General features: G+C 72.9%; 17 protein-coding genes. 10 read left to right on the top strand and 7 right to left on the bottom strand.

All coding sequences use genetic code 11. The features are described 5' to 3' along the window. The first annotated feature begins 13 nt into the window (after nucleotides 1–13). Entirely contained in the window at nucleotides 14–676 is a 663-nt protein-coding gene (locus MF672_RS19720) for a TetR/AcrR family transcriptional regulator (RefSeq protein WP_242377307.1), read from the top strand. A gap of 57 nt (nucleotides 677–733) precedes the next feature. Here the strand turns inward: MF672_RS19720 and MF672_RS19715 are convergent, their stop codons facing one another. Both MF672_RS19715 and MF672_RS19710 read right to left on the bottom strand, forming a co-directional pair. Beyond that, on the bottom strand, nucleotides 734–1,216 hold the full coding sequence (locus tag MF672_RS19715; protein WP_242377305.1) for a hypothetical protein: 483 nt from the start codon (nucleotides 1,214–1,216) through the stop codon (nucleotides 734–736). Between the two features lie 169 nt (nucleotides 1,217–1,385). After that, complete coding sequence (locus MF672_RS19710; RefSeq protein WP_242377303.1) at nucleotides 1,386–2,087, bottom strand: DUF2470 domain-containing protein; 702 nt, start codon at nucleotides 2,085–2,087, stop codon at nucleotides 1,386–1,388. A 74-nt stretch (nucleotides 2,088–2,161) separates the two neighbouring features. Between MF672_RS19710 and rpsD the strand changes: the two genes are divergently transcribed. Continuing rightward, complete coding sequence (rpsD, locus tag MF672_RS19705) at nucleotides 2,162–2,776, top strand: 30S ribosomal protein S4 (protein ID WP_242377336.1); 615 nt, start codon at nucleotides 2,162–2,164, stop codon at nucleotides 2,774–2,776. A gap of 2 nt (nucleotides 2,777–2,778) precedes the next feature. Further along, complete coding sequence (locus MF672_RS19700; RefSeq protein WP_242377300.1) at nucleotides 2,779–3,999, top strand: low temperature requirement protein A; 1,221 nt, start codon at nucleotides 2,779–2,781, stop codon at nucleotides 3,997–3,999. On the opposite strand, the gene MF672_RS19695 is transcribed toward MF672_RS19700, so the two are convergent. After that, complete coding sequence (locus MF672_RS19695) at nucleotides 3,973–4,764, bottom strand: ion transporter (protein ID WP_242377298.1); 792 nt, start codon at nucleotides 4,762–4,764, stop codon at nucleotides 3,973–3,975. The genes MF672_RS19700 and MF672_RS19695 overlap by 27 nt on opposite strands. A gap of 83 nt (nucleotides 4,765–4,847) precedes the next feature. On the opposite strand from MF672_RS19695, the gene MF672_RS19690 reads away from it, so the two are divergent. Next, on the top strand, nucleotides 4,848–5,180 hold the full coding sequence (locus MF672_RS19690; RefSeq protein ID WP_242377296.1) for a DUF4190 domain-containing protein: 333 nt from the start codon (nucleotides 4,848–4,850) through the stop codon (nucleotides 5,178–5,180). On the opposite strand, the gene MF672_RS19685 is transcribed toward MF672_RS19690, so the two are convergent. Continuing rightward, the gene (locus MF672_RS19685) at nucleotides 5,127–5,813 is read right to left on the bottom strand and encodes a TetR/AcrR family transcriptional regulator (protein WP_242377294.1); all 687 of its coding nucleotides are present in this window, start codon (nucleotides 5,811–5,813) and stop codon (nucleotides 5,127–5,129) included. The two genes, MF672_RS19690 and MF672_RS19685, sit on opposite strands and share 54 nt — an antisense overlap. 66 nt (nucleotides 5,814–5,879) lie before the next feature. Between MF672_RS19685 and MF672_RS19680 the strand changes: the two genes are divergently transcribed. Further along, nucleotides 5,880–6,620, top strand: a complete 741-nt coding sequence (locus MF672_RS19680; protein WP_242377292.1) for an ABC transporter ATP-binding protein — start codon at nucleotides 5,880–5,882, stop codon at nucleotides 6,618–6,620. Next, nucleotides 6,620–7,345 carry an ABC transporter permease gene (locus MF672_RS19675; RefSeq protein WP_242377289.1) on the top strand — a complete coding sequence of 242 codons (726 nt, stop codon included), beginning with the start codon at nucleotides 6,620–6,622 and terminating at the stop codon, nucleotides 7,343–7,345. Before MF672_RS19680 ends, MF672_RS19675 begins: the two co-directional genes overlap by 1 nt. A gap of 3 nt (nucleotides 7,346–7,348) precedes the next feature. Here the strand turns inward: MF672_RS19675 and MF672_RS19670 are convergent, their stop codons facing one another. Further along, nucleotides 7,349–8,707, bottom strand: coding sequence for a S8 family serine peptidase (locus MF672_RS19670; protein ID WP_242377287.1), 1,359 nt, complete (start codon nucleotides 8,705–8,707; stop codon nucleotides 7,349–7,351). 184 nt (nucleotides 8,708–8,891) lie between these two features. On the opposite strand from MF672_RS19670, the gene MF672_RS19665 reads away from it, so the two are divergent. The 3 genes from MF672_RS19665 (at nucleotide 8,892) to MF672_RS19655 (ending at nucleotide 13,641) form a co-directional block, all read left to right on the top strand. Continuing rightward, a complete protein-coding gene (locus MF672_RS19665) occupies nucleotides 8,892–10,931 on the top strand; it encodes a spermine/spermidine synthase domain-containing protein (RefSeq protein ID WP_242377285.1) in 2,040 nt (679 codons plus the stop codon). Nucleotides 10,932–11,024: 93 nt separating this feature from the next. Further along, a complete protein-coding gene (locus MF672_RS19660; protein ID WP_242377283.1) occupies nucleotides 11,025–12,080 on the top strand; it encodes a hypothetical protein in 1,056 nt (351 codons plus the stop codon). Nucleotides 12,081–12,312: 232 nt separating this feature from the next. Continuing rightward, nucleotides 12,313–13,641, top strand: coding sequence for a hypothetical protein (locus MF672_RS19655; RefSeq protein WP_242377281.1), 1,329 nt, complete (start codon nucleotides 12,313–12,315; stop codon nucleotides 13,639–13,641). A gap of 81 nt (nucleotides 13,642–13,722) precedes the next feature. Here the strand turns inward: MF672_RS19655 and MF672_RS19650 are convergent, their stop codons facing one another. Together MF672_RS19650 and MF672_RS19645 are read right to left on the bottom strand one after the other, a co-directional pair. Continuing rightward, on the bottom strand, nucleotides 13,723–15,315 hold the full coding sequence (locus tag MF672_RS19650; protein WP_242377279.1) for an LCP family protein: 1,593 nt from the start codon (nucleotides 15,313–15,315) through the stop codon (nucleotides 13,723–13,725). Nucleotides 15,316–15,447: 132 nt separating this feature from the next. Then, on the bottom strand, nucleotides 15,448–16,842 hold the full coding sequence (locus MF672_RS19645; RefSeq protein ID WP_242377277.1) for a neutral zinc metallopeptidase: 1,395 nt from the start codon (nucleotides 16,840–16,842) through the stop codon (nucleotides 15,448–15,450). Between the two features lie 267 nt (nucleotides 16,843–17,109). Here MF672_RS19645 and MF672_RS19640 point away from each other — a divergent pair, with 267 nt between their 5' ends. Continuing rightward, the gene (locus MF672_RS19640) at nucleotides 17,110–17,982 is read left to right on the top strand and encodes a LysR family transcriptional regulator (protein ID WP_242377275.1); all 873 of its coding nucleotides are present in this window, start codon (nucleotides 17,110–17,112) and stop codon (nucleotides 17,980–17,982) included. Nucleotides 17,983–18,211: the final 229 nt, after the last annotated feature.

Here is an 18,211-nt window from a genome sequence, read left to right as displayed (position 1 = left end):
GTATTATCGTCCGGTGGAGAACGTGTGGTCGCGCCCCCGCCGGGCGCCCAGGCAGACGCTGACGCTGGAGCGCATCGTGACCGAGGCGGTCGCGCTGCTCGACGAGGAGGGCGTCGCCCGGCTCACCATGCGCCGCCTCGCCGAACGGCTCGGCACCGGCTCGACCACCCTCTACTGGCACGTCAGGACCAAGGACGACGTCCTGGACCTGGCGCTCGACGCGGTCTTCGGCGAGGTGCCCGAGCCGGCCCGGCCCCCGGGCGCGTCCTGGCGGGAGCCGGTGCGGGCGCTGATGGGCGGCTGGCGGGCGGCCCTGCTGCGCCACCCGTGGTCGGCGACCGTGCTCGACCGGCCGCTGCTCGGGCCGAACGCCCTGGCCCGCACGGAGTTCCTGTTCCAGGCACTGGCCGCGGCCGGGCTGGCCGCGCCCGCCACCGCCGCCCACGCCCTGTCCAACTACGTGATGGGCTCGGTCCTCATGCAGGTGACCTGGCAGGACCGCGGCGGCGCGGGCTCGGGCGCGTTCCTGCGCGAGCGTGCCGCCCGCTACCCGGCCCTCGCCGAGCACGGCCTCGACCCCGAGTGGGACGCGGTCTTCGCCGAGGGCCTCGGCCACCTGCTCGCCGGGATGGAGGAGGCCAGGCGTCTCACGACGCGGACGCCCCCGCCCGCCTGATGGGCCGCCCCGGCGGCCGGGCCCCTGACGGCCGCGCGCCGGCCCGCGCGCGCCGGGTCACTTCTTGGGGCCGCGTGTCCTGTTCGGGTCGAGGCCGGGAGGCCGGCGCGTCGAGCTCGAGGCGGTGGGAGCGGAGGTCGCGGGCGCGGACGTGACGGGATCGGCCGACGGCGCCCGGGTGGGCGCGGACGTCGTGGCGGACGGGCGGCCGCTGAGCCGGACGACGGGGGCCTGGCTGGCGGGCGCGGAGGTGCGGGCCGTCGTGCGGCGGGAGACCGGCGACGACTTGGGGGTGGCCGGGCGGATGTCCCGCGCGGCGGGGGAGGAGGTGCCCGTCCGGGTGGCCGACGGCCCGGTGGTCCTGGGATCGGTGGTCCTGGGGCCGGTGGATCGGGGGCCGGTCCCGGGTTCGGTCACTTCTGGCGTCGGGTCGCCGCCGGGCGACCGCACGGCGTCCAGCCGCGTCGTGCCGAACGCGCCGCTGATCAGCACCGCCGCCACGGCCAGCATCAGCGTGCCGGCCAGGACTCCGCTGATCATCAGGATCCGCTGCCGGCGGCCGCTCCGGTCCGCTGTCCCGGCCGCGCCGGGACTTCTGTGCCTCGCACTCACGCGTCACGATGCTAGAGACGTGCGCGCCCTGGTCATGCCGAAGTGACGCTATGTCCGGATAATCATCATCGAACCGTGATTGACGGGGGAACGGCCGTCAGCAGGTGCAGAGCAGCCCGCGCAGCGCCGTCTCCAGGCACACGCCGGACCTCGCGGGCCGCGGCCAGGGGAAGCGCACCAGCGACTCGTCCACGCGCACGGTCGCGCCGTAGCTGTCCAGCTCCCACAGCCACACCTCGCCGGGCGACTCGCCGAGCTGGCGCGACACCCCGGCGGTGAGCTGCGCCCGGTGCGAGGCGTTGACGTGGGCCAGCACCCGCTCGGCGACCTCGGTGAGCGGGTCGGGCGCGGCCTCCAGGTAGTCGTCGGCGTCCAGCAGGCCGGACTCCTGGCCGGTCAGGTAGACGACCTGGGCCACGTCCAGGCGCAGCAGCCGGGGCGCGTCCGGCGCCCCGAAGCGCTCCAGCGCCTCGAACAGGCTCTCGTCCGCGCAGTGCGCGGCCACCGCCACCGCCGCCGGGCGGGCCTCCTCCTCCGGCACCGCCTCGGCCCAGCCCTGCACCTCGATCAGCCCGCGCGGGTGCGTGGCCTCGCCGAGCCGGCGCATCGCCGTCAGGTTCACCGCCACCACGGCGTCACCGGTCAGGCCGTGCAGGGTCTCACCGGGGCGGACGAGGAGCACGGGGCGGCCGCGCTCGTCCACGCCGCCGCGGGCCGGCGAGGGGGCGCCGTCCACGGTGAGCTTGGCGACGCCGGCGGTCGCGGCGAGGGTGCGGACCCGTTCGGGGATCGGGAGCATGACGCCTCCTGAGGGAGCAATAGTGTAGGTTAGGCTTACCTAAGTAAGGACTACCTAATCACATTGAGGTGAACGTGCGCTACACCGGCCCCAAGGTGCGACTGTCCCGTCGCGCGGGCGTCCCGCTGACCAGGAAAGCCGTCCGCTACTTCGAGCAGCGCCCCTACCCGCCGGGCGAGCACGGCCGCAAGACCAACCGCCGCACCACCGGCGACTACGGGCTGCGGCTGCTGGAGAAGCAGAAGCTGCGCTGGTACTACGACGTCTCGGAGCGGCAGCTCCGCCGCTACTGGGACCTCGCCGTGCGCAAGCCCGGGGCGTCGGGCGCCGAGCTGGTGACGCTGCTGGAGACCCGCCTGGCCTCGCTGGTGCTGCGCGCCGGGCTCGCGCCCTCCATCTACGCTGCCCGCCAGTACATCGCCCACGGGCACATCGCCGTGGACGGCCGCAAGGTGGACATCCCGAGCTACCTGGTCAAGCCGGGACAGGTCGTGTCGGTCAGGGAGCGCTCGCGCCGCATGCAGCCGTTCGTGGCCGCCGCCGAGGGCACCTACGCCGACGAGCGCACCGCCGCCTACCTGTCGGTCGAGCACGCCGAGCTGCGCTTCACGCTGCTGCAGCGGCCCGAACGCGAGCAGATCGCGATCCCCGTGGACGAGCAGCTCGTGGTGGAGTTCTATTCTCGTTAGCCGTGGATCAAGCGGGAGAGCGTCACGCGAGCTGGCTGGAGCTGTTCTTCGACCTCGTGGTCGTCGTGGCGGTGGCCCAGCTCGCCCACCGGCTGGCACACCCGACCTGGGGCGACGTGGCGCTCTTCGGGCTGCTCTACTACGCGGTGTGGAGCGTGTGGACCACCCTCACGCTCTACTCCAACGTCCGCGGCGAGAAGACCAGGACGCGCTCCATGCTCATCGGCATGTTCGGCATCGCCGTCATGGCCGCGGCCGCGCCCGACGTGGCGCACCTGATCCCCGGCGCCGGCACCCACGACGGCTGGTTCATCGCCGCGTACATCTTCTGCCGGATCGGCGCCTCCCGGCGGCTGCAGGCGTCCGGCACCGTGCTGACCGCCTGGCCCGCGGCGCAGCTCGGCGCGGGCGTCGCCCCGTGGTTCGCCTCCGTCTGGGCCGACCCGCCCGCGCGGTACTGGCTGTGGGGCCTCGGCGCGCTCCTCGACGTGCTCTTCTCGGTGCTGCAGAGCCGCCGCCCCGAACGGCTGCTCGAGGAGATGCGCAAGCAGGCTGACCGGCGCGAGGACCGCGAGCGGCGGCGGGCCAGGCCGGGCCGGCCCGCGCACCCCGTGGAGCGGCCGGCCGCCGCCGTGCTCGACCTGCCGCACCTGGGCGAGCGGCTCGGGCTGTTCGTCATCATCGTGCTCGGCGAGGCCGTCGTGCAGGTCGTCACGGCCTCCTCCGGCCACTCCTGGGGGGCGGAGCTCGCGCTGGCCGCGCTCGCCGGGTTCGGGCTGATCGTCGCGCTGTGGTGGCTGACCCTCCACTACGGCCTCAGCGCCGTGCCGGGCGCGACCGCGCGCGGGCTGCCCTCGTACGTGGCGCTGCCCGCCCACTTCGTCATGACGGCCGGCATCACCGCGACCGCGGCCGGGCTCGGCGTGGTGGCCGCCGAGCCGCAGGCGCACCTGCACGGCGGCGTCGGATGGGTGCTGGGCGGCGGCCTGGCCGCCTACTTCGCCGCCTCCCTGGCGCTCGGCGTCGCGATCGGCGCGCGGCCGGCCTGGATCTGGGCCTGGGGGGTGCCGACCGTGCTCGGGCCGCTCGCCGTGGCCGCCGTCTCCGGGCTGCTGGCCGGCTGGCTCGTGGTGGCGCTGCTGCTGGCCGTCACGCTGTGGCGGCTGGCCTACCGGCCGCGCGGCGCGGCCGGCGGGTCACTCGACGGCGCTGTGCCGGCGTAGCTCGGCGACCTCCTTGCGCAGCTCGGCGAGCTCGCGCAGGATCAGCTCGGAGTGGTGCGCGGTGGTGTCCTCGAGGGCGGCGCGCTCCTCGGCGCCCTCCTCGTCCATGGCGCTGACGACGACCGCCATGAACAGGTTGAGTATCACGAACGTGCACACCAGGATGAAGATCGTGAAGAACACCCAGGCCGACGGGTGCCGGGTCATGACGTCGCGGGCGATGTTGCCCCAGTCGTCGCCGGTCATCGTCTGGTAGAGGGTGAACAGCGAGGTCGGCAGGCTGCCGAAGCGGTCGGGGGAGGCCGCGCCGTACAGCTTGGTGGCCATCACCGCGGCCACGTACAGCACCAGGGCCAGCAGCACCACGATCGAGCTCATGCCGGGCATCGCCCGCAGCAGCGCCGAGACCACCTTGCGCAGGCTCGGCACCACCGACAGCAGCCGCAGGGCCCGCAGGATGCGCAGCGCGCGCAGCACCGACAGGCCGCCGGTCGCGGGCGCGAAGGCGATGGCGACGATCACGAAGTCGAAGACGTTCCACGGGTCGCGGACGAACCGGAGGCGCTCGACGTACATCTTGGCCAGCAGCTCGGCCGCGAAGATGTAGAGAGCCGCGTGGTCGACCGCGGTCAGCAGGCCGCCGTACCGCTCGACGACGGGCGGGAACGTCTCCAGCCCCAGGGTGGCGGCGTTGACGAGGATGACCCCGACGATGAAGCGCTGGAAGCGCGGATGGGCGAGGACGGCACGGGTGCGTTCGCGCACGGATGAGACTCCTGGGAGGACGGATGAAGTGCCGTACCATGATGGCGCAACGTGATCAAGGGCATGGCGGTATATAAGAAGCCATGTCATATCCCCCGTACGACCCGCCTCCCTACGATCCGCCGCCGTACGACCCGTACTACGGCCCGCCGCTGCGCAGCCACCCCAACGGCACGACCGTCCTCGTGCTGGGCATCCTCAGCCTGGTGGTGTGCTCCTTCCTCGGGCCGTTCGCCTGGTCGATGGGCACCAGGGCGCTGCGCGAGATCGACCAGAGCGGCTACCCCTACGAGAACCGGGGCCACATCCAGGCGGGGCGGATCTGCGGCATCGTCAGCAGCGTCCTGATGGGGATCACGCTGCTATTCGTCGCCTTCGGCCTCACCGTCGCCATCATCACCGAGGCCGGCTCCTAGGGGCCGCCTGCCGTAGTCGGCGAGCCCGTCCCGCAGCAGGCCGAAGGCGGTGTCCGCCTGCGCCCTGAGGTCGGGCTCGACGCTCACCCAGTCCTCGCCCGCCGCCAGGCGCTCCGTCGCGTAGGCGCTCAGCAGCCGCGTCGCGGTGAGGATCTGCGCCGCCGCCAGCCGCGGCGTCAGGTCCTCGGGCGCGGCGTCCAGCTCGTCGGCCAGGGCGGCGGCCAGCGCCTCCTCGCGCTGCTCCTGGATCTCGCGGAAGCGGGCGACCAGCGCGGGGCTGCCGGCGATGACCTTGCTGACGGCGTCGCCGCCCTGGTTGAGGCCGTAGCGCCAGTCGCGGCCGGCCATCGCGTCGAGGAAGTCGCGCCGGAAGGCGGCCACGACGCCCTCGCCCGGCCTGCGCTCCCGCAGCACCTTGCGAGGCAGGTCGACCACGACGTCCTGGCGGTCGGCGAACAGGTCCTCCTTGGTCCTGAAGTAGTTGAACACCGTGTTGACCGACACGTCGGCCGCGCGGGCCACCTCGGCCACGGTGACGTTGTCGAACCCCTTCGCCATGAACAGCCCCATCGCGATGTCGGCGATGCGCTGCCTGGTCTCGCGCTTCTTCCGCTCCCGCAGCCCCTCTTCCATGCCCTCATGCTACCTAAATTGCAGTCACTCCAATTTTGTGGTTACCTCAATCTTGGAGGCGATGAAATGATCAAGACTTCGGGTCTGACGAAGACCTTCGGCGACGGCGCCCCCGCCGTCGCGGGCGTGGACATCACCGTGGAGGCCGGCGAGATCGTCGGCTTCCTCGGCCCCAACGGCGCGGGCAAGACCACGACCATGCGCATGCTGACCACCCTGCTCAAGCCCACCTCGGGCACCGCCGCCGTGGCCGGCCGCGACCTGCTCGCCGACCCGCGCGAGGTGCGGCGGCGCATCGGCTACGTGTCCCAGAACGGCGGCATCTCGCCCGTCGCGCCCCTGCGCGGCGAGCTGGAGCTGCAGGGCATGCTGTACGGCCTCAGCCGCGAACGCGCCGCCGCCCGCACCCGGGAGCTGCTGGCCCGGCTGGAGCTCACCGGCCTGGAGGAGCGGCCGGGCGCCGCGCTGTCGGGCGGCCAGCGCCGCCGCTTCGACATCGCCTTCGCCCTGCTGCACGAGCCGGTCCTGCTCTTCCTCGACGAGCCCACCACCGGCCTCGACCCGCAGAGCCGGGCCAACCTGTGGGACCACGTCCGCGCGCTGCGCGCCGAGCGCGGGCTGACCGTCTTCCTGACCACCCACTACCTCGACGAGGCCGACGCCCTCTGCGACCGGCTGCTGATCATCGACCACGGCCGCATCGTCGCCGAGGGCACGCCGGCCGAGCTGAAGCGCGGCGGGCGCACCCTCGACGACGTCTTCCTCGACATCACCGGCCGCTCGCTGCGCGAGGAGGTGTCCGCCTGATGCTGCGCGACACCTGGGTGCTGTTCCGCCACGGCGTACGCGCCACGCTGCGGCAGAAGCTCGGCATCGTCTTCGGGGCGGTGCAGCCGCTGATGTTCCTCGTGCTGTTCGGGCCGCTGTTCACCACGATCGGCACGTGGGAGACGCTCGTGCCCGGCCTGATCATCCAGCTCGGGCTGATGAGCACCGGCCTGGCCGGCTTCGGCGTGGTCTTCGAGCGGAGCTCGGGCGTGCTGGAGCGCATGCGCGTCACCCCGGCCAGCCGGCTCGCGCTGCTGCTCGGCCGGGTGCTCAACAACGCCGTCACGCTGATCATCCAGACCGTGCTGCTGCTGGCCGCCGCCTACGCGCTCGGCCTGCGGGCCCCGCTGGCCGGCGTGCTGGCCGGGTTCGCGCTCGTGCTCGTGCTCGGCGTCAGCCTGGCCGCGCTGTCGTACGCCGTCGCGCTCACCATCCAGCAGGAGCTCTTCGCGCCCGTCATGTCCACCGCCGTGGTGCCGCTGGTGCTGCTGTCCGGCTCGTTCCTGCCGATGTCGATGGCGCCGGGCTGGCTCGACGCCCTGTCCCGCCTCAGCCCCTTCAGGTATCCCCTGGAAGCGCTGCGCGAGCTGTTCCACGGCCACTACGCCACCGGCACGGTGGCGCTCGGCGTGGCGGTGACCGCGGTCTTCGCCGCGGTCAGCCTCACCGTCGGCACGCGGGTGTTCAACCGGGAGAACGCCTGACGGTCAGGCCGCGCTCCGCGACCGCCGCTCCAGCGCGGCCATGACCGCGTGCGGGTCGACGGTGCCGTACCCGTAGTCGTAGTCGAAGCCGACCTCGCTGCGGTCCTCGGCGGTGCGCCGCAGCAGCGCCCGGAGCTGGGCGGGCGAGAGCCGGGCGGCCGGCCACCTGGTGCGCACCGCGGCGACCAGCCCGGCCGCCACCGGCGTGGCCGCCGAGGTGCCCGAGTCGGGCTCGCTCTCGCCGAACGCCCGCGAGCCCGCGAAGTGCGTGTACGCGCACACGTCCGGCTTGCGGGCGGTCAGCCGCCCCGGCCCCTGGGAGGAGTAGCCGACCCGCCGGCCGTTGACGTCCACCCCGCCCACCGACAGGGCCCGCGGATGGGAGTTGGCGCCCACGATGGGCCGGCTCGGGTACGCGCACCGCCCGTCGGGGCACTCCCGCCCGCAGTTGCCCGCCGCGAACAGCACGTCGCCGCCGATCCGGTCGAGCGCGGCCACCATCAGGTTGAACGGGTGCGCCGCGTTGTCGGAGTAGTTGCCCGGATGCCCGACGGGGAAGTCCCACTCCGGCGAGAACGACCCCCACGAGTTGGTCACCACCAGCGCCCGCGACTCGGCCGGCTGGGCCTCCAGCACGCCGCGCAGGTGCGCGAAGGCGGCCACCGCGTCCGACAGCAGGCCGTCCATGGCCGTGCCGCCGGGCCGGGTGGACAGCAGCAGCGGGATGTCGACGATCGCCGCCTGCGGGGCGGCGATCAGCGCGTCGAAGGCGCACATGGTGCCGTGGTCGACCGCGAACTCGCCCGGCCGCCCGGTCACCCCCTGCGGGCTCCAGCAGCGGGCCGCGTCGACGGTGACGGCCCGGCCGAGCCGGCGCGCGGCGTGGGCGGCGTTGACGCCGGTGTCGAGCACGGCCAGCGCCACGCCGGCGCCGTCGAGCCCTTCGGCGTGCAGCGCGGCCACGCTGAGCAGCCGCTCGACGTCGTGCCAGTCGCCCACGGGCGGAGCGCCGCCGCAGGTGGGCGAGGACTCGATGACCGGGTCGGCGAACACGCCGACCACGCCGGGCCGCAGCGTGGGCAGCAGCGTGACCCTGGAGACCAGCTCGTCGTCGGAGATCGTGCCGCGGACCAGCACGGAGGCGTCGTCGGGGGCCAGCGAGAAGTCGAGCGGCTGGTTGAGCGAGAGGGGGTCGCCGCCGGCCGCCGGGACGGGGCGCGGCACGGCGACCGGCGTGAACGCCGTGTCGAGCTCGACGCCCGGCAGGCCGTCCGCGACGTCGGCCGTGGTCGCCGTCCGGGACGGATCGGCCACTGCCGCGACGAGGTCGGGGGAGGGGCGGAGCTGGATCATGACCCGCATGTGTCACCACCGAAGGTTGCGCGGAGGGAAGGAACCCCCCAACATTCCTTCATCCGGCCAGGTCCGTCCAGCGGATTCCGACGGTTTGACCTGCGGAAACAACGCAAAAAGCGCGAAGCGGACGACATTTCTTCTGGGCCGTCAGGCTTCCGTGTTTTCGGTCCGTTCACTACGGTGAGGCACCATGACGCTCCAGGCGCAGAAGCCGGTCGATGACGGAGAGAAGGCCCATTGGCTGGCGGTGCGGCCGCGGCTCGTCCTCGCCAGCGGGTTCATGCTCTTCCTCGAACTCGCGCTGATCCGCTGGACCGGCTCCAACATCGTGCACCTCAGCTACTTCACCAACTTCGTGCTGCTGGGGTCGTTCCTCGGGATCGGGCTCGGCTTCCTGCGCGTCGGGCGCTCGCGGCGGCAGCCGTACTACTCGCCGGTCGTGCTCGCCCTGCTGGTCATGGTCGTGCTGGCCTTCCCCGTCACCGTCGACCGCGACACCGAGGGCGTCCTGTACTGGACCAGCCTGTCCACCACCGGCCCGCCCGCCTGGCTCATCCTGCCGGTCGTCTTCTGCGCCGCCGCGCTCGTCCTCATGGGGCCCGCCGAGCTGGTCGGCCGCTGCTTCCCCGAGCTGCCGCGGCTGGAGGCCTACCGCTACGACCTCATCGGCAGCCTCAGCGGCATCGCCGCCTTCACCGCGCTGTCGTTCCTGAGCGCGCCGCCGGTCTTCTGGGGGCTGGTCGCCGCCCTGTGCTACGGCGCGCTGCTGGCGCCCCGGCCGCGCGCGCTCTACCTGGGGCTGGTCACCGTGCCCTCCCTGGCCGTGGTCGGGCTGCTGCTGGCCGAGACGCTCACCGCCGGCGCCCTGTGGTCGCCGTACTACAAGGTCACCGCCAAGCCGCTGCGCGTCCTCGGCGTGCCCGTCACCGACATCTCCGTCAACGGCATCCCGCACCAGCAGGCCGTGCCCGCCGCCGCCCGGCTGCAGTGGGAGGCCCAGTACGGGCTGCCGTACGAGCGGGCCGCCAAGCCCCCCCAGGACGTGCTCATCGTCGGCGCGGGCAGCGGCACCGACGTGGCGATCGCGCTGTCCAAGGGCGCCCGCCGGGTCGACGCCGTCGAGATCGACCCCAAGCTGCGCGAGCTGGGCGGCTCGGTCCACCCCGACCACCCCTACGACGACCCCCGGGTCACCACCCACGTCACCGACGGCCGGGCCTTCCTGGAGCGCGGCGGCGGCTCCTACGACCTGATCCTGTTCGCGCTGCCCGACTCCCTCACCCTCGTCTCCGGGGCCAGCTCGCTGCGGCTGGAGAGCTACCTGTTCACCGAGGAGGCCATGCGGGCCGCCCGCGCCCACCTCAAGCCCGGCGGCACCTTCTCGATGTACAACTACTACCGCGAGAGCTGGCTGGTGGACCGGCTGGCCCTCACCATGCAGCGCGCCTTCGGCCACAAGCCGTGCGTGGACGTCGTCAGCACCGCCGGGCAGCAGGCCGTGATCACCGCCGGCCTGGCCGCCGCCGACCAGCGCTGCGCCGCCGAGTGGCCGGGCGCCGCCGCCGGCACCCCGCCGCCCGCCGACGACGACCGGCCCTTCCTCTACCTGCACGACGCCACCATCCCGCCGATCTACCTCATCACGCTGGCGCTCGTCCTCGCCGTCAGCCTGATCGCGGTCCGCGTCGTGGCCGGCCCCTACCGGCGCATGCGCCCCTACGCCGACCTGTTCCTGCTGGGCGTGGCGTTCATGCTGCTGGAGACCAAGAGCGTGACCGGCTTCGCGCTGCTGTTCGGCACCACGTGGGTGGTCAACGCCATCGTCTTCGCCGGCGTGCTGGTCGCCGTGCTCGCCGCCGTCGAGGTCACCCGCCGCTTCCGCACCCCGCCGCTGCCCGTCATGTACGCCGTGCTGCTGGGCGGCCTGCTGCTGGCCTGGCTGGTGCCGAACGCCTGGCTGCTGTCGCTGCCGGTGCCGCTGCGCGCCCTGGCCGCCGTCACGGTCGCCTTCCTGCCGATCTTCGCCGCCAACGTCGTCTTCGCCAAGCGCTTCGCCGACACCGCCGACGCCACCACGTCCTTCGGCGCGAACCTGCTGGGCGCCATGGTCGGCGGCTGCCTGGAGTACGCGGCGCTGGTGATCGGCTACAAGGGGCTGCTGATCGTCGCGGCCCTGCTGTACGTCGGCGCGTTCCTGCTGCTGCCCCGCCGGGGCGCCGTCGCGGCGTGACCGGGCGTTCACGGGACAGATCCGGCCGGCGGCCACTACGGTGGCCCGTTGACGATCGGTCAAGACCGTAAGCAAGCCTTCCGGAGTCTGTTCATGCGCACCGCAGCGGCGATCCTGTCCTTCGTGCTCGCCATCACCCTCCTGCCCGTCCAGCCCGCCACAGCCGCCACGACCACAGCCGCCGCCACGGCGCCCGCCGCGGCGCGGCTGCCGGGCGGGAAGACGACCTTCGTCGTCTCCCAGGGCCACCTGAAGACCTCCTCCCGGCAGAACTGGGTCCGTCTCGCCACCTACCGCTTCGCCACGGACGGCACGGTGAGCGCCGCCGGCTACCTGTGGTGGCAGCGGCACCCCACGGCCCGCCAGCGCACCGGCACCGTCCCCGACCCGAGCTGCACCACCAAGGCGGGCGGCTCCGGGACGCGGCCCCGCGCCTGCGAGGTGCTGACCGCGGGCGGCTTCACCGGCGCGCCAGGCGAGCGCCGCACCGGCACCTACAGCGTGGCGGGCGGCGTGCTCACCATCCGGTGGAAGATCGCCCAGACCTGGACCGAGCAGTGGTACGTGCGCTCCGCGCCCGACGGCCGGCTGGCCCGCCTCGACCTCAAGCACAGCACCCTCGCCACCCACGGGTACGGCTACGGCAGCAACGCCGCGGCGGGCACCCGGCGCGCGATGACGTCCGTGCGCGCCTTCCGCGGCTCGCTCCGCCAGGACCTGACGAGCTGGGCGAGCGGCAAGCTCGTCACCTCGGCCGGCCAGCCGTTCGGCCACTCCGCCTTCCGCGCCTGCGCCGCCACCACCTCGTGCCTGACGTACCTGCAGCCGTCCTCGCGCGGCGCCTGCCAGAAGTCGGGCGGCTGCCCCAAGTACGGCGGCGGCACCCGCGCGAACGTCAGCTCCATCCAGTACTACCTGACGACGATCTCCACCTCCGACCGCCGCGACACGCTGTGGCACTGGTGCACCTGCCTGGCGATGGAGCGCCACGAGTTCTGCTACACCGGCAACTCCCACGTCAAGCCGCTCATGCAGATCATCGACGACACGGGCGCCTTCCGCGGCTGGGTCGGCGTCGAGGCGTCGTTCTCCACCGGGTCGCGGGCGACGGACATGCTCGCGGTGCTGCGCATCTCCGACTTCCGCTGATCCCCGTCAATTTCTCGAAACGCTCCCAGTAACACCTTGACGGACGGTCAGGACGATTGTTTTCGCCGTGCCTTGATTTGTCGCCGGGCGCGAGGTGAGCTGGACATACCAGCCCGCGGCCGGGTGAGCTGATCGCCCGGCCGCGGAAAAAGGAAACAGCTCTTCCCGGAAAAGGAGGCGCCGAGATCGGGGGTGACGTCCGGTAACCCGCGAGAAAAAAGGTGAACAAATCATGGCGACACAAGGGGCAGCCAGGATCGACGTGGTGCGTGCCCTGCGGCAGGAGTCGGAGCCGGCGCCGGCCGGGCGAGCGGAGGAGGTCGCCCGGGTGATGCCCCGGGAGGTGTTCTTCGCGACGCCGCCGCCCGCCGGGCAGGCGCGCACCGCCGACGAGGTGTGGACGCTCGGCGCCGCCTGGTCCCACCAGGGCCGCAGCGCCGCCGGCACCGCCGCCGTCCACTACGGCGCGGGCCACGACCGCCTGGTCAGACCGATGATCATCGCCGACGGCTTCAACCACGGCCCCAGCGACCTGGCGGGCCTGTGGAACCAGCTCGACACGCCCTACCCGCCGCACCAGCAGTGCCTGCTCGACCAGCTCCTCGCCCAGGGCATCGACGTCGTGCTGCTGGGCTTCGCCGCCCGGCACGGCCACATCCAGGCCAACGCCGGCGTGGCGGCGGCGTGCGTGCGCCGGGCCATCGAGGAGCGGTCCGGCCACGCGCCCCTGATCGTCGGCGGGCTCGGCGTGGGCGGGCTGATCACCCGGTACGCGCTGGCCGAGATGGAGAACCGCGGCGAGGACCACCAGACCGGGACGTACCTGTCCTACGACACCCCGCACAACGGGGCCTGGATCCCGCTCGTCCTCCAGCAGCTCGCCTACTTCAGCCAGAGCCTGGTCCCGGCCGGCCAGGCCGACCTCGTCAGCAGCCCCATGGCCCAGCAGGTGCTGTGGGCGTGGGTGGAGAGCGGCCGCTACTCCGGGCCGGTCGCGACCGCGAGCCTGCTGCGCGTGGAGTTCCTGGAGGACCTGCGGCGGGTGGGCTGGTTCCCGGTCCGGCCGCGCAAGCTCGGCGTCTCCAACGGCGCCGCGGACGGCACCGGCAGGAACATCCCGCCCGACGACCCGGTGTTCGAGTGGAGCGAGCTCGGCGGCCTGGTGGGGGCGAGCGTGCGCACCCAGCCGGAGCGGGGCCGCGACCGCCTGGTGGGCGGCATGCGGGCGCTGCCGCTGTGGGCCAGCCGCAGCTACACCAGCGGCGTGCCGTCCTTCGACGGCGCGCCCGGCGGCACCATGCCCTGCTACGGCATGGTCGCCGACGGGTTCGGCGCGCCGATCGAGGGCCGCTACCGCTCGGCCTGCTTCGTCCCGTCGGTCAGCTCCGTCGCCCTCCAGTACGACCCCCTGGAGTGGCCGGTGGACCTCTACACCGACATCACCGCCCTGTCGCCGGAGCACAGCCAGCTCGACGACTACCACTGCGACGCCCACAACAGCGAGCACGGGAAGGTGACCGCGACGCTGGCCGAGTGGATCCTCGGGCAGCTCGGCAAGTGACCTCCCGGCGGGGTGGCCGGGTGTGAGGGGCGTGCCGCGCCGCGCCCCTCACACCCTCACGGGAAGCCCCCGCATGCCGCCTCACAGGCCGCAGAGCTCGTCCAGGGAGCGGGCGCCGGCCTTCTGCGTGTTGCGGGTCGGCGTCTGCGTGGGCGCGGCGGCGCGGGTCCGCGTCGGCGACGCGGTGGGGCCGGTGGTGGGGCCGGTGGTGGAGTCGGCGGGGCCGGTGGCGGTGGGGGAGGCCGTGACGTTCGCGGTCTGGGCCTGGCGGGCCGGTCGCACGGAGTCGGCGATCGCCTTCTTCGTGGCCTGGCGGATCTTGGCCCAGTCGGGCCGGCCCGAGTAGAACTCCGGCGGCACGAACTGCAGGCTGGTGATCTTCGCGTCCTTCACCTTCAGCGCCAGGTCCGCGAGCGGCTTGAGGAGCTGCTGCGGGATGTTGGTCTGCGCCATGCGCTTGGTCGCGCCGGCGATCTTCTCGAAGTTCGCCAGGATGACCGCGGGCGTGGCCTGCTGGGCGAAGGCGCCGATGACGCAGCGCTGGCGGGCCATGCGGGAGAAGTCGTCGCTGTTGACGCGGGAGCGGCCGTACCAGAGGGCCTGCTCGCCGGTGAGCTTGCGGTAGCCGGCCTTGATGGTGCCGGCGGTGCCGTAGAGGCCGCCCCACTTCACGTCCTGCTCCACGCGGATCTTCAGGCCGCCGATGGCGTCCACGAGGGAGGCGAAGCCGTACATGTTGATGAGGGCGTAGTAGTCGATCCGCAGGCCGAGGGTGTAGCCGATGGCGTCCATCAGCGCCCGCGGGCCCTTGTTCCTGCCGCCCGCGATCTGCGGGTTCTCGTTGGCGTACTGCCAGACCTCGTTGAGCAGGCCGCCGTTCGGCAGCTCGGCCATGTAGCCGTTCGGGAACTGCCTGGCCAGCGCCGAGCCGGGCGGGAAGTGCACGTGCTGGAGGTTGCGCGGCAGGCTGAACAGGACCGTGTTGCCGGTCTTGACGTCGATGCTGGCCACGTTCATGCTGTCGGTCCGCACGCCGGTGCGGTTGCCGGCCGCGTCGCCGCCGACCAGCAGGAAGTTGACGCGGTCCTTGCCCGCCCAGGGGTCCTCGGGGTTGTGCGCGACGGCCGGGGTGTCGGAGTCGGGCGCGGACGGGAAGATGTTCTGGACGGTGTTCCTGAGCGTGAGGACGGTGTTGGCGACGAGCGCGAAGGGCGCCATCACCGCCACGCACAACACCCCCACCAGCACGCCGGTCAGCATCTGGCCCTGCTGGTTGAGCCGGTTCGGGCTGAGAACCACGTACGAGGTGACCACGATCGCGAACCAGGCCAGCGCCAGCGCCGAGGCGACGACGATCACCAGCATCATCATCCCGCCGTCCACGAAGGACGTCAGGTCCGTCACGCTGCGGGTCAGGCCGAAGGCGAGGGCCGCGAGCAGCAGCGCCGCGTACGCGCCGAGCATGACCAGCCCGGTGCGGCGGCGCCCGGCGCGCAGGTGCGCGGCGCCGGGCGCGACCGCCGACAGCGCGGTCCAGCCGAGCACCGCGCCGGGCGTGAGCGGCCGGGCGAAGCGGGGCCCGCCCGGGGCCGGGCGCGGCCGGCGCGGGCGGCGATCGCCGCCGCCTTCTGAACCGCCTCCTGGCTCGGTGTCGACCCCGTCGCGCTCTCTCACACCGGCTCCTTCACCAGGCAGGACAATCCCCCGTCGGGGACGAAGATTGCCAGGATTCTAGTCCCCATAAGCGGACAACACAGACACTTGCCCAAGCTGAGATGAACTCCACGTGGAATTCTCAGGAGGTTCTCAGGACACTGTCGAGGACGGAGCCATCCACGTGTTGCACTGGAACGGCTTGTTCCTCTCCCAACCTTGGCGGAACCACCGGTTGTTGTTGGCCGGCGTTCCGTGGTCGCGCGGCCAGCCCGGGTAGTCGCCCACCTGGCCGTAGAACCAGAACAGCCGGCTCCTGTTGGCCGTGCTGACCGGGTAGGAGGAGGCCACCGAGCGCATCCACAGGCCGCCGAGACAGGTGGCCTGCAGCTCCAGCCGCCGGCTGAGCGCCAGCTTCGAGCTCTGGCTGGAGCTGTCCAGCGTGCTGTCCCACCAGGAGTTCATCAGGCCCGTCTCGTTCTGGACGTGGTGGCCGTACTCGTGGGCCATCATGCTGATGATGCCGCCGTGCCAGGAGATGATCTGGCCGTAGCCGCGCGCGTTGCCGTTGCCGCGCGCCATGGCCGAGGTCGAGGCGTAGATCGTCTCGTTGCGCGGGCAGTAGTACGGCACCATGCTGCCGGCGTGCGGGTAGTCGCCGCACGCGCCCCGGCCGCGGCCGGAGGCGATGGCGTAGCCCGGCGGGCTGAAGTCGAAGCCCTGCTTCTCCAGCAGCGGCCCCCACGCGCGGTCCATGCACTTGCCGGTCCTCAGGATCAGCGCCTTGAGCTGGCTGTGGCTGAAGATGCTGACGTTGCCCGCCCGGCAGTTCAGCCGGGGCAGCGCGCCCGCCCGGTACAGCGTGTTGTTCTTCAGGCTCGTGTTGACCGTGACCCTGGCCGGCGGCGTCACCGTCTCCTCCGGCGTGCGGGTCTGCCGCGGCGTCGGCCGCCTGGTGGCGGTGCTGCTCGGGTCCGGCGACGGCTCACGGGTGAAGCGCGACGGCGGCTCGTACGTCGGGACCGCGATCGGCGTCGTCGTCTCCGACCGCGACGAGCTCTTCAGCATCGCCGCCCCCACGACGAGCAGCACGAACAGCGCCGCCATCGCGCCGAACACGGCGCCCAGCACGCCGACCACGCCCATGCCGGACCGGCGGCGCGGCGGCGGATGCTGCCACTGCCGCGGCGGCATCGGCGGGGGCGGCGGCGGAGGAGGGGGAGGCGCGGGCTGCCGGTAGTGTTGCGCGTACTGCGGCGGCGGGGGAGGCGGCGGCGGCATCTGCTGCGTGTAGGGCCGCGTCAGGCCGTCGTGCTGCGGCGCCCCCTGCGGCGGGTACGCGGGCTGCCCCTGCGGGTACCCGGGCCCCTGCGGGTACCCCGGCGGGCCCTGCGGCGGCGGCGGGGGGTATCCGGGCGGCGGCGGGTATCCCGGCGGCGGCGCGGCGGGCGGCTGCCCGTACGGGTTGCCGCCCTGCGGCTGGGACTGGGGCTGCGGCGGCTGGGGCTGCCGGCCCTGCCGGCCGTGGCCGGGCGGCGGCCACGGCAACGACGGGGGCCGCTGTGGCTGCCCTGGCCCCTGTGGCGGGGGTGGATATTGCCCGTTACCTGTCACCCTGTCTCCCCGTTCGCCCCGTTGTCTGTTTGCCGCGCTTCGTCCGGCGACTTGACGGACCCTTGGCAAATTTGGGGCAAAAGCATACTGATTTATCACCCGTCACGGATGTAGCAGTGCACGGTCACAGTCCGAAATCATTCGAGGTGATCTCGGTTATCTTTCGGTCCGCGGAGCGGGCTGTGTCCTAGCTTCTTTGGCATGAATCTCCAGCAGCTCCGCTATGTGGTCGCGACTGCGGAGCACCGCACCATGACCGACGCGGCCAGGTCGCTGTACATCGCGCAGCCAGCGCTCTCCCGCGCGATCCGCGATCTCGAGCGCGAGCTCGGCATGACCCTGTTCGCCCGTTCCGGCCGTGGCGTCGTCGTCACCGCCCAGGGCAGGCGGGTGGTCAAGCTCGCACGGGAGGCGCTCGACGCCGTCCACGAGATCGAGGGCCTGGCCAACCACACCGGCGCCACGGACGCCGAACTGCGCATCGCCTCGACGCCCAGCCTGGAGCCCGGACTCGCGGGGCGGCTGCTGCCGGCCTACGCGGCCGAGCACCCGGGCGTACGCGTCCAGATCGTGCGCTGCGACGGCCGCGAGGCGGTCGTCAGCGCCATCCGGGACCAGCGGGCCGACCTCGGTCTCACCGACCTGCCGGTGCCCGCCGACCTCGTCACCCACCCCCTCGAACGGCAGGAGATCGTGCTGATCTCCCCGCCCGGGCTCGAACTGCCGAACCCGGTGCCGATGGGCAGGCTGCACGGCATGCGCCTGGCCCTCCCGGCCCGCGGCAGCACCCGGCGCAGGGAGCTCGACGCGATGTTCGGCCGCTACGCCGTCACCCCGACGGTCGTGCTGGAGACCGACGAGCGCAACGGCTGGCTCAACGCCGTCCGCGCCGGCCGGGCCTCGCTCCTGTGGTACCGCGGCATGGCCGAGCAGGCCGCCCGCGCCGGCCTCGTGGTGCGCTCGCTCGAACCGGCGGTGCGCCGCGTCATCGCCGTCGTGCACGCCCGCCGCAGACTGCCGCTCATCGCCCAGGACTTCCTGGCGACCGCGGAGAAGGGAACGACAGCCGCCTGACCCCGGAACGCTCCACTCACCCCTGAACCCTCCTGCGCAACCCCCCGAAGAACCACCCGAAGAACCACCCCGAAGAACCCCCCGATCCGCACCGATATGCAGGGCCCGGCGACGCAGCCCGGCCCAGAGGGCGCCCCTCTCACCGGCCCCTCGTCCCTCAGCCCCCTGGCCACGGCCTCGCCCCTCAGGCGACGGCGGCGGGGGCGGATCCTTCCCCGGGACACGGGAA

It is taken from the genome of Actinomadura luzonensis (genome assembly GCF_022664455.2).
Classification (GTDB): Bacteria; Actinomycetota; Actinomycetes; order Streptosporangiales; family Streptosporangiaceae; genus Nonomuraea; species Nonomuraea luzonensis.
Note: the sequence above shows the minus strand (reverse complement) of the source record. Positions and strands in the feature narration are given on the sequence as shown.

What these genes read in the sequence shown, in the direction of transcription:
- MF672_RS19715 (WP_242377305.1), bottom strand. Translation starts at nt 1,216, where the DNA reads ATGATCAGCGGAGTCCTGGCCGGCACGCTGATGCTGGCCGTGGCGGCG.
- MF672_RS19710 (WP_242377303.1), bottom strand. Translation starts at nt 2,087, where the DNA reads ATGCTCCCGATCCCCGAACGGGTCCGCACCCTCGCCGCGACCGCCGGC.
- MF672_RS19690 (WP_242377296.1), top strand. Translation starts at nt 4,848, where the DNA reads ATGTCATATCCCCCGTACGACCCGCCTCCCTACGATCCGCCGCCGTAC.
- MF672_RS19685 (WP_242377294.1), bottom strand. Translation starts at nt 5,813, where the DNA reads ATGGAAGAGGGGCTGCGGGAGCGGAAGAAGCGCGAGACCAGGCAGCGC.
- MF672_RS19680 (WP_242377292.1), top strand. Translation starts at nt 5,880, where the DNA reads ATGATCAAGACTTCGGGTCTGACGAAGACCTTCGGCGACGGCGCCCCC.
- MF672_RS19675 (WP_242377289.1), top strand. Translation starts at nt 6,620, where the DNA reads ATGCTGCGCGACACCTGGGTGCTGTTCCGCCACGGCGTACGCGCCACG.
- MF672_RS19670 (WP_242377287.1), bottom strand. Translation starts at nt 8,707, where the DNA reads ATGCGGGTCATGATCCAGCTCCGCCCCTCCCCCGACCTCGTCGCGGCA.
- MF672_RS19665 (WP_242377285.1), top strand. Translation starts at nt 8,892, where the DNA reads ATGACGCTCCAGGCGCAGAAGCCGGTCGATGACGGAGAGAAGGCCCAT.
- MF672_RS19660 (WP_242377283.1), top strand. Translation starts at nt 11,025, where the DNA reads ATGCGCACCGCAGCGGCGATCCTGTCCTTCGTGCTCGCCATCACCCTC.
- MF672_RS19655 (WP_242377281.1), top strand. Translation starts at nt 12,313, where the DNA reads ATGGCGACACAAGGGGCAGCCAGGATCGACGTGGTGCGTGCCCTGCGG.
- MF672_RS19640 (WP_242377275.1), top strand. Translation starts at nt 17,110, where the DNA reads ATGAATCTCCAGCAGCTCCGCTATGTGGTCGCGACTGCGGAGCACCGC.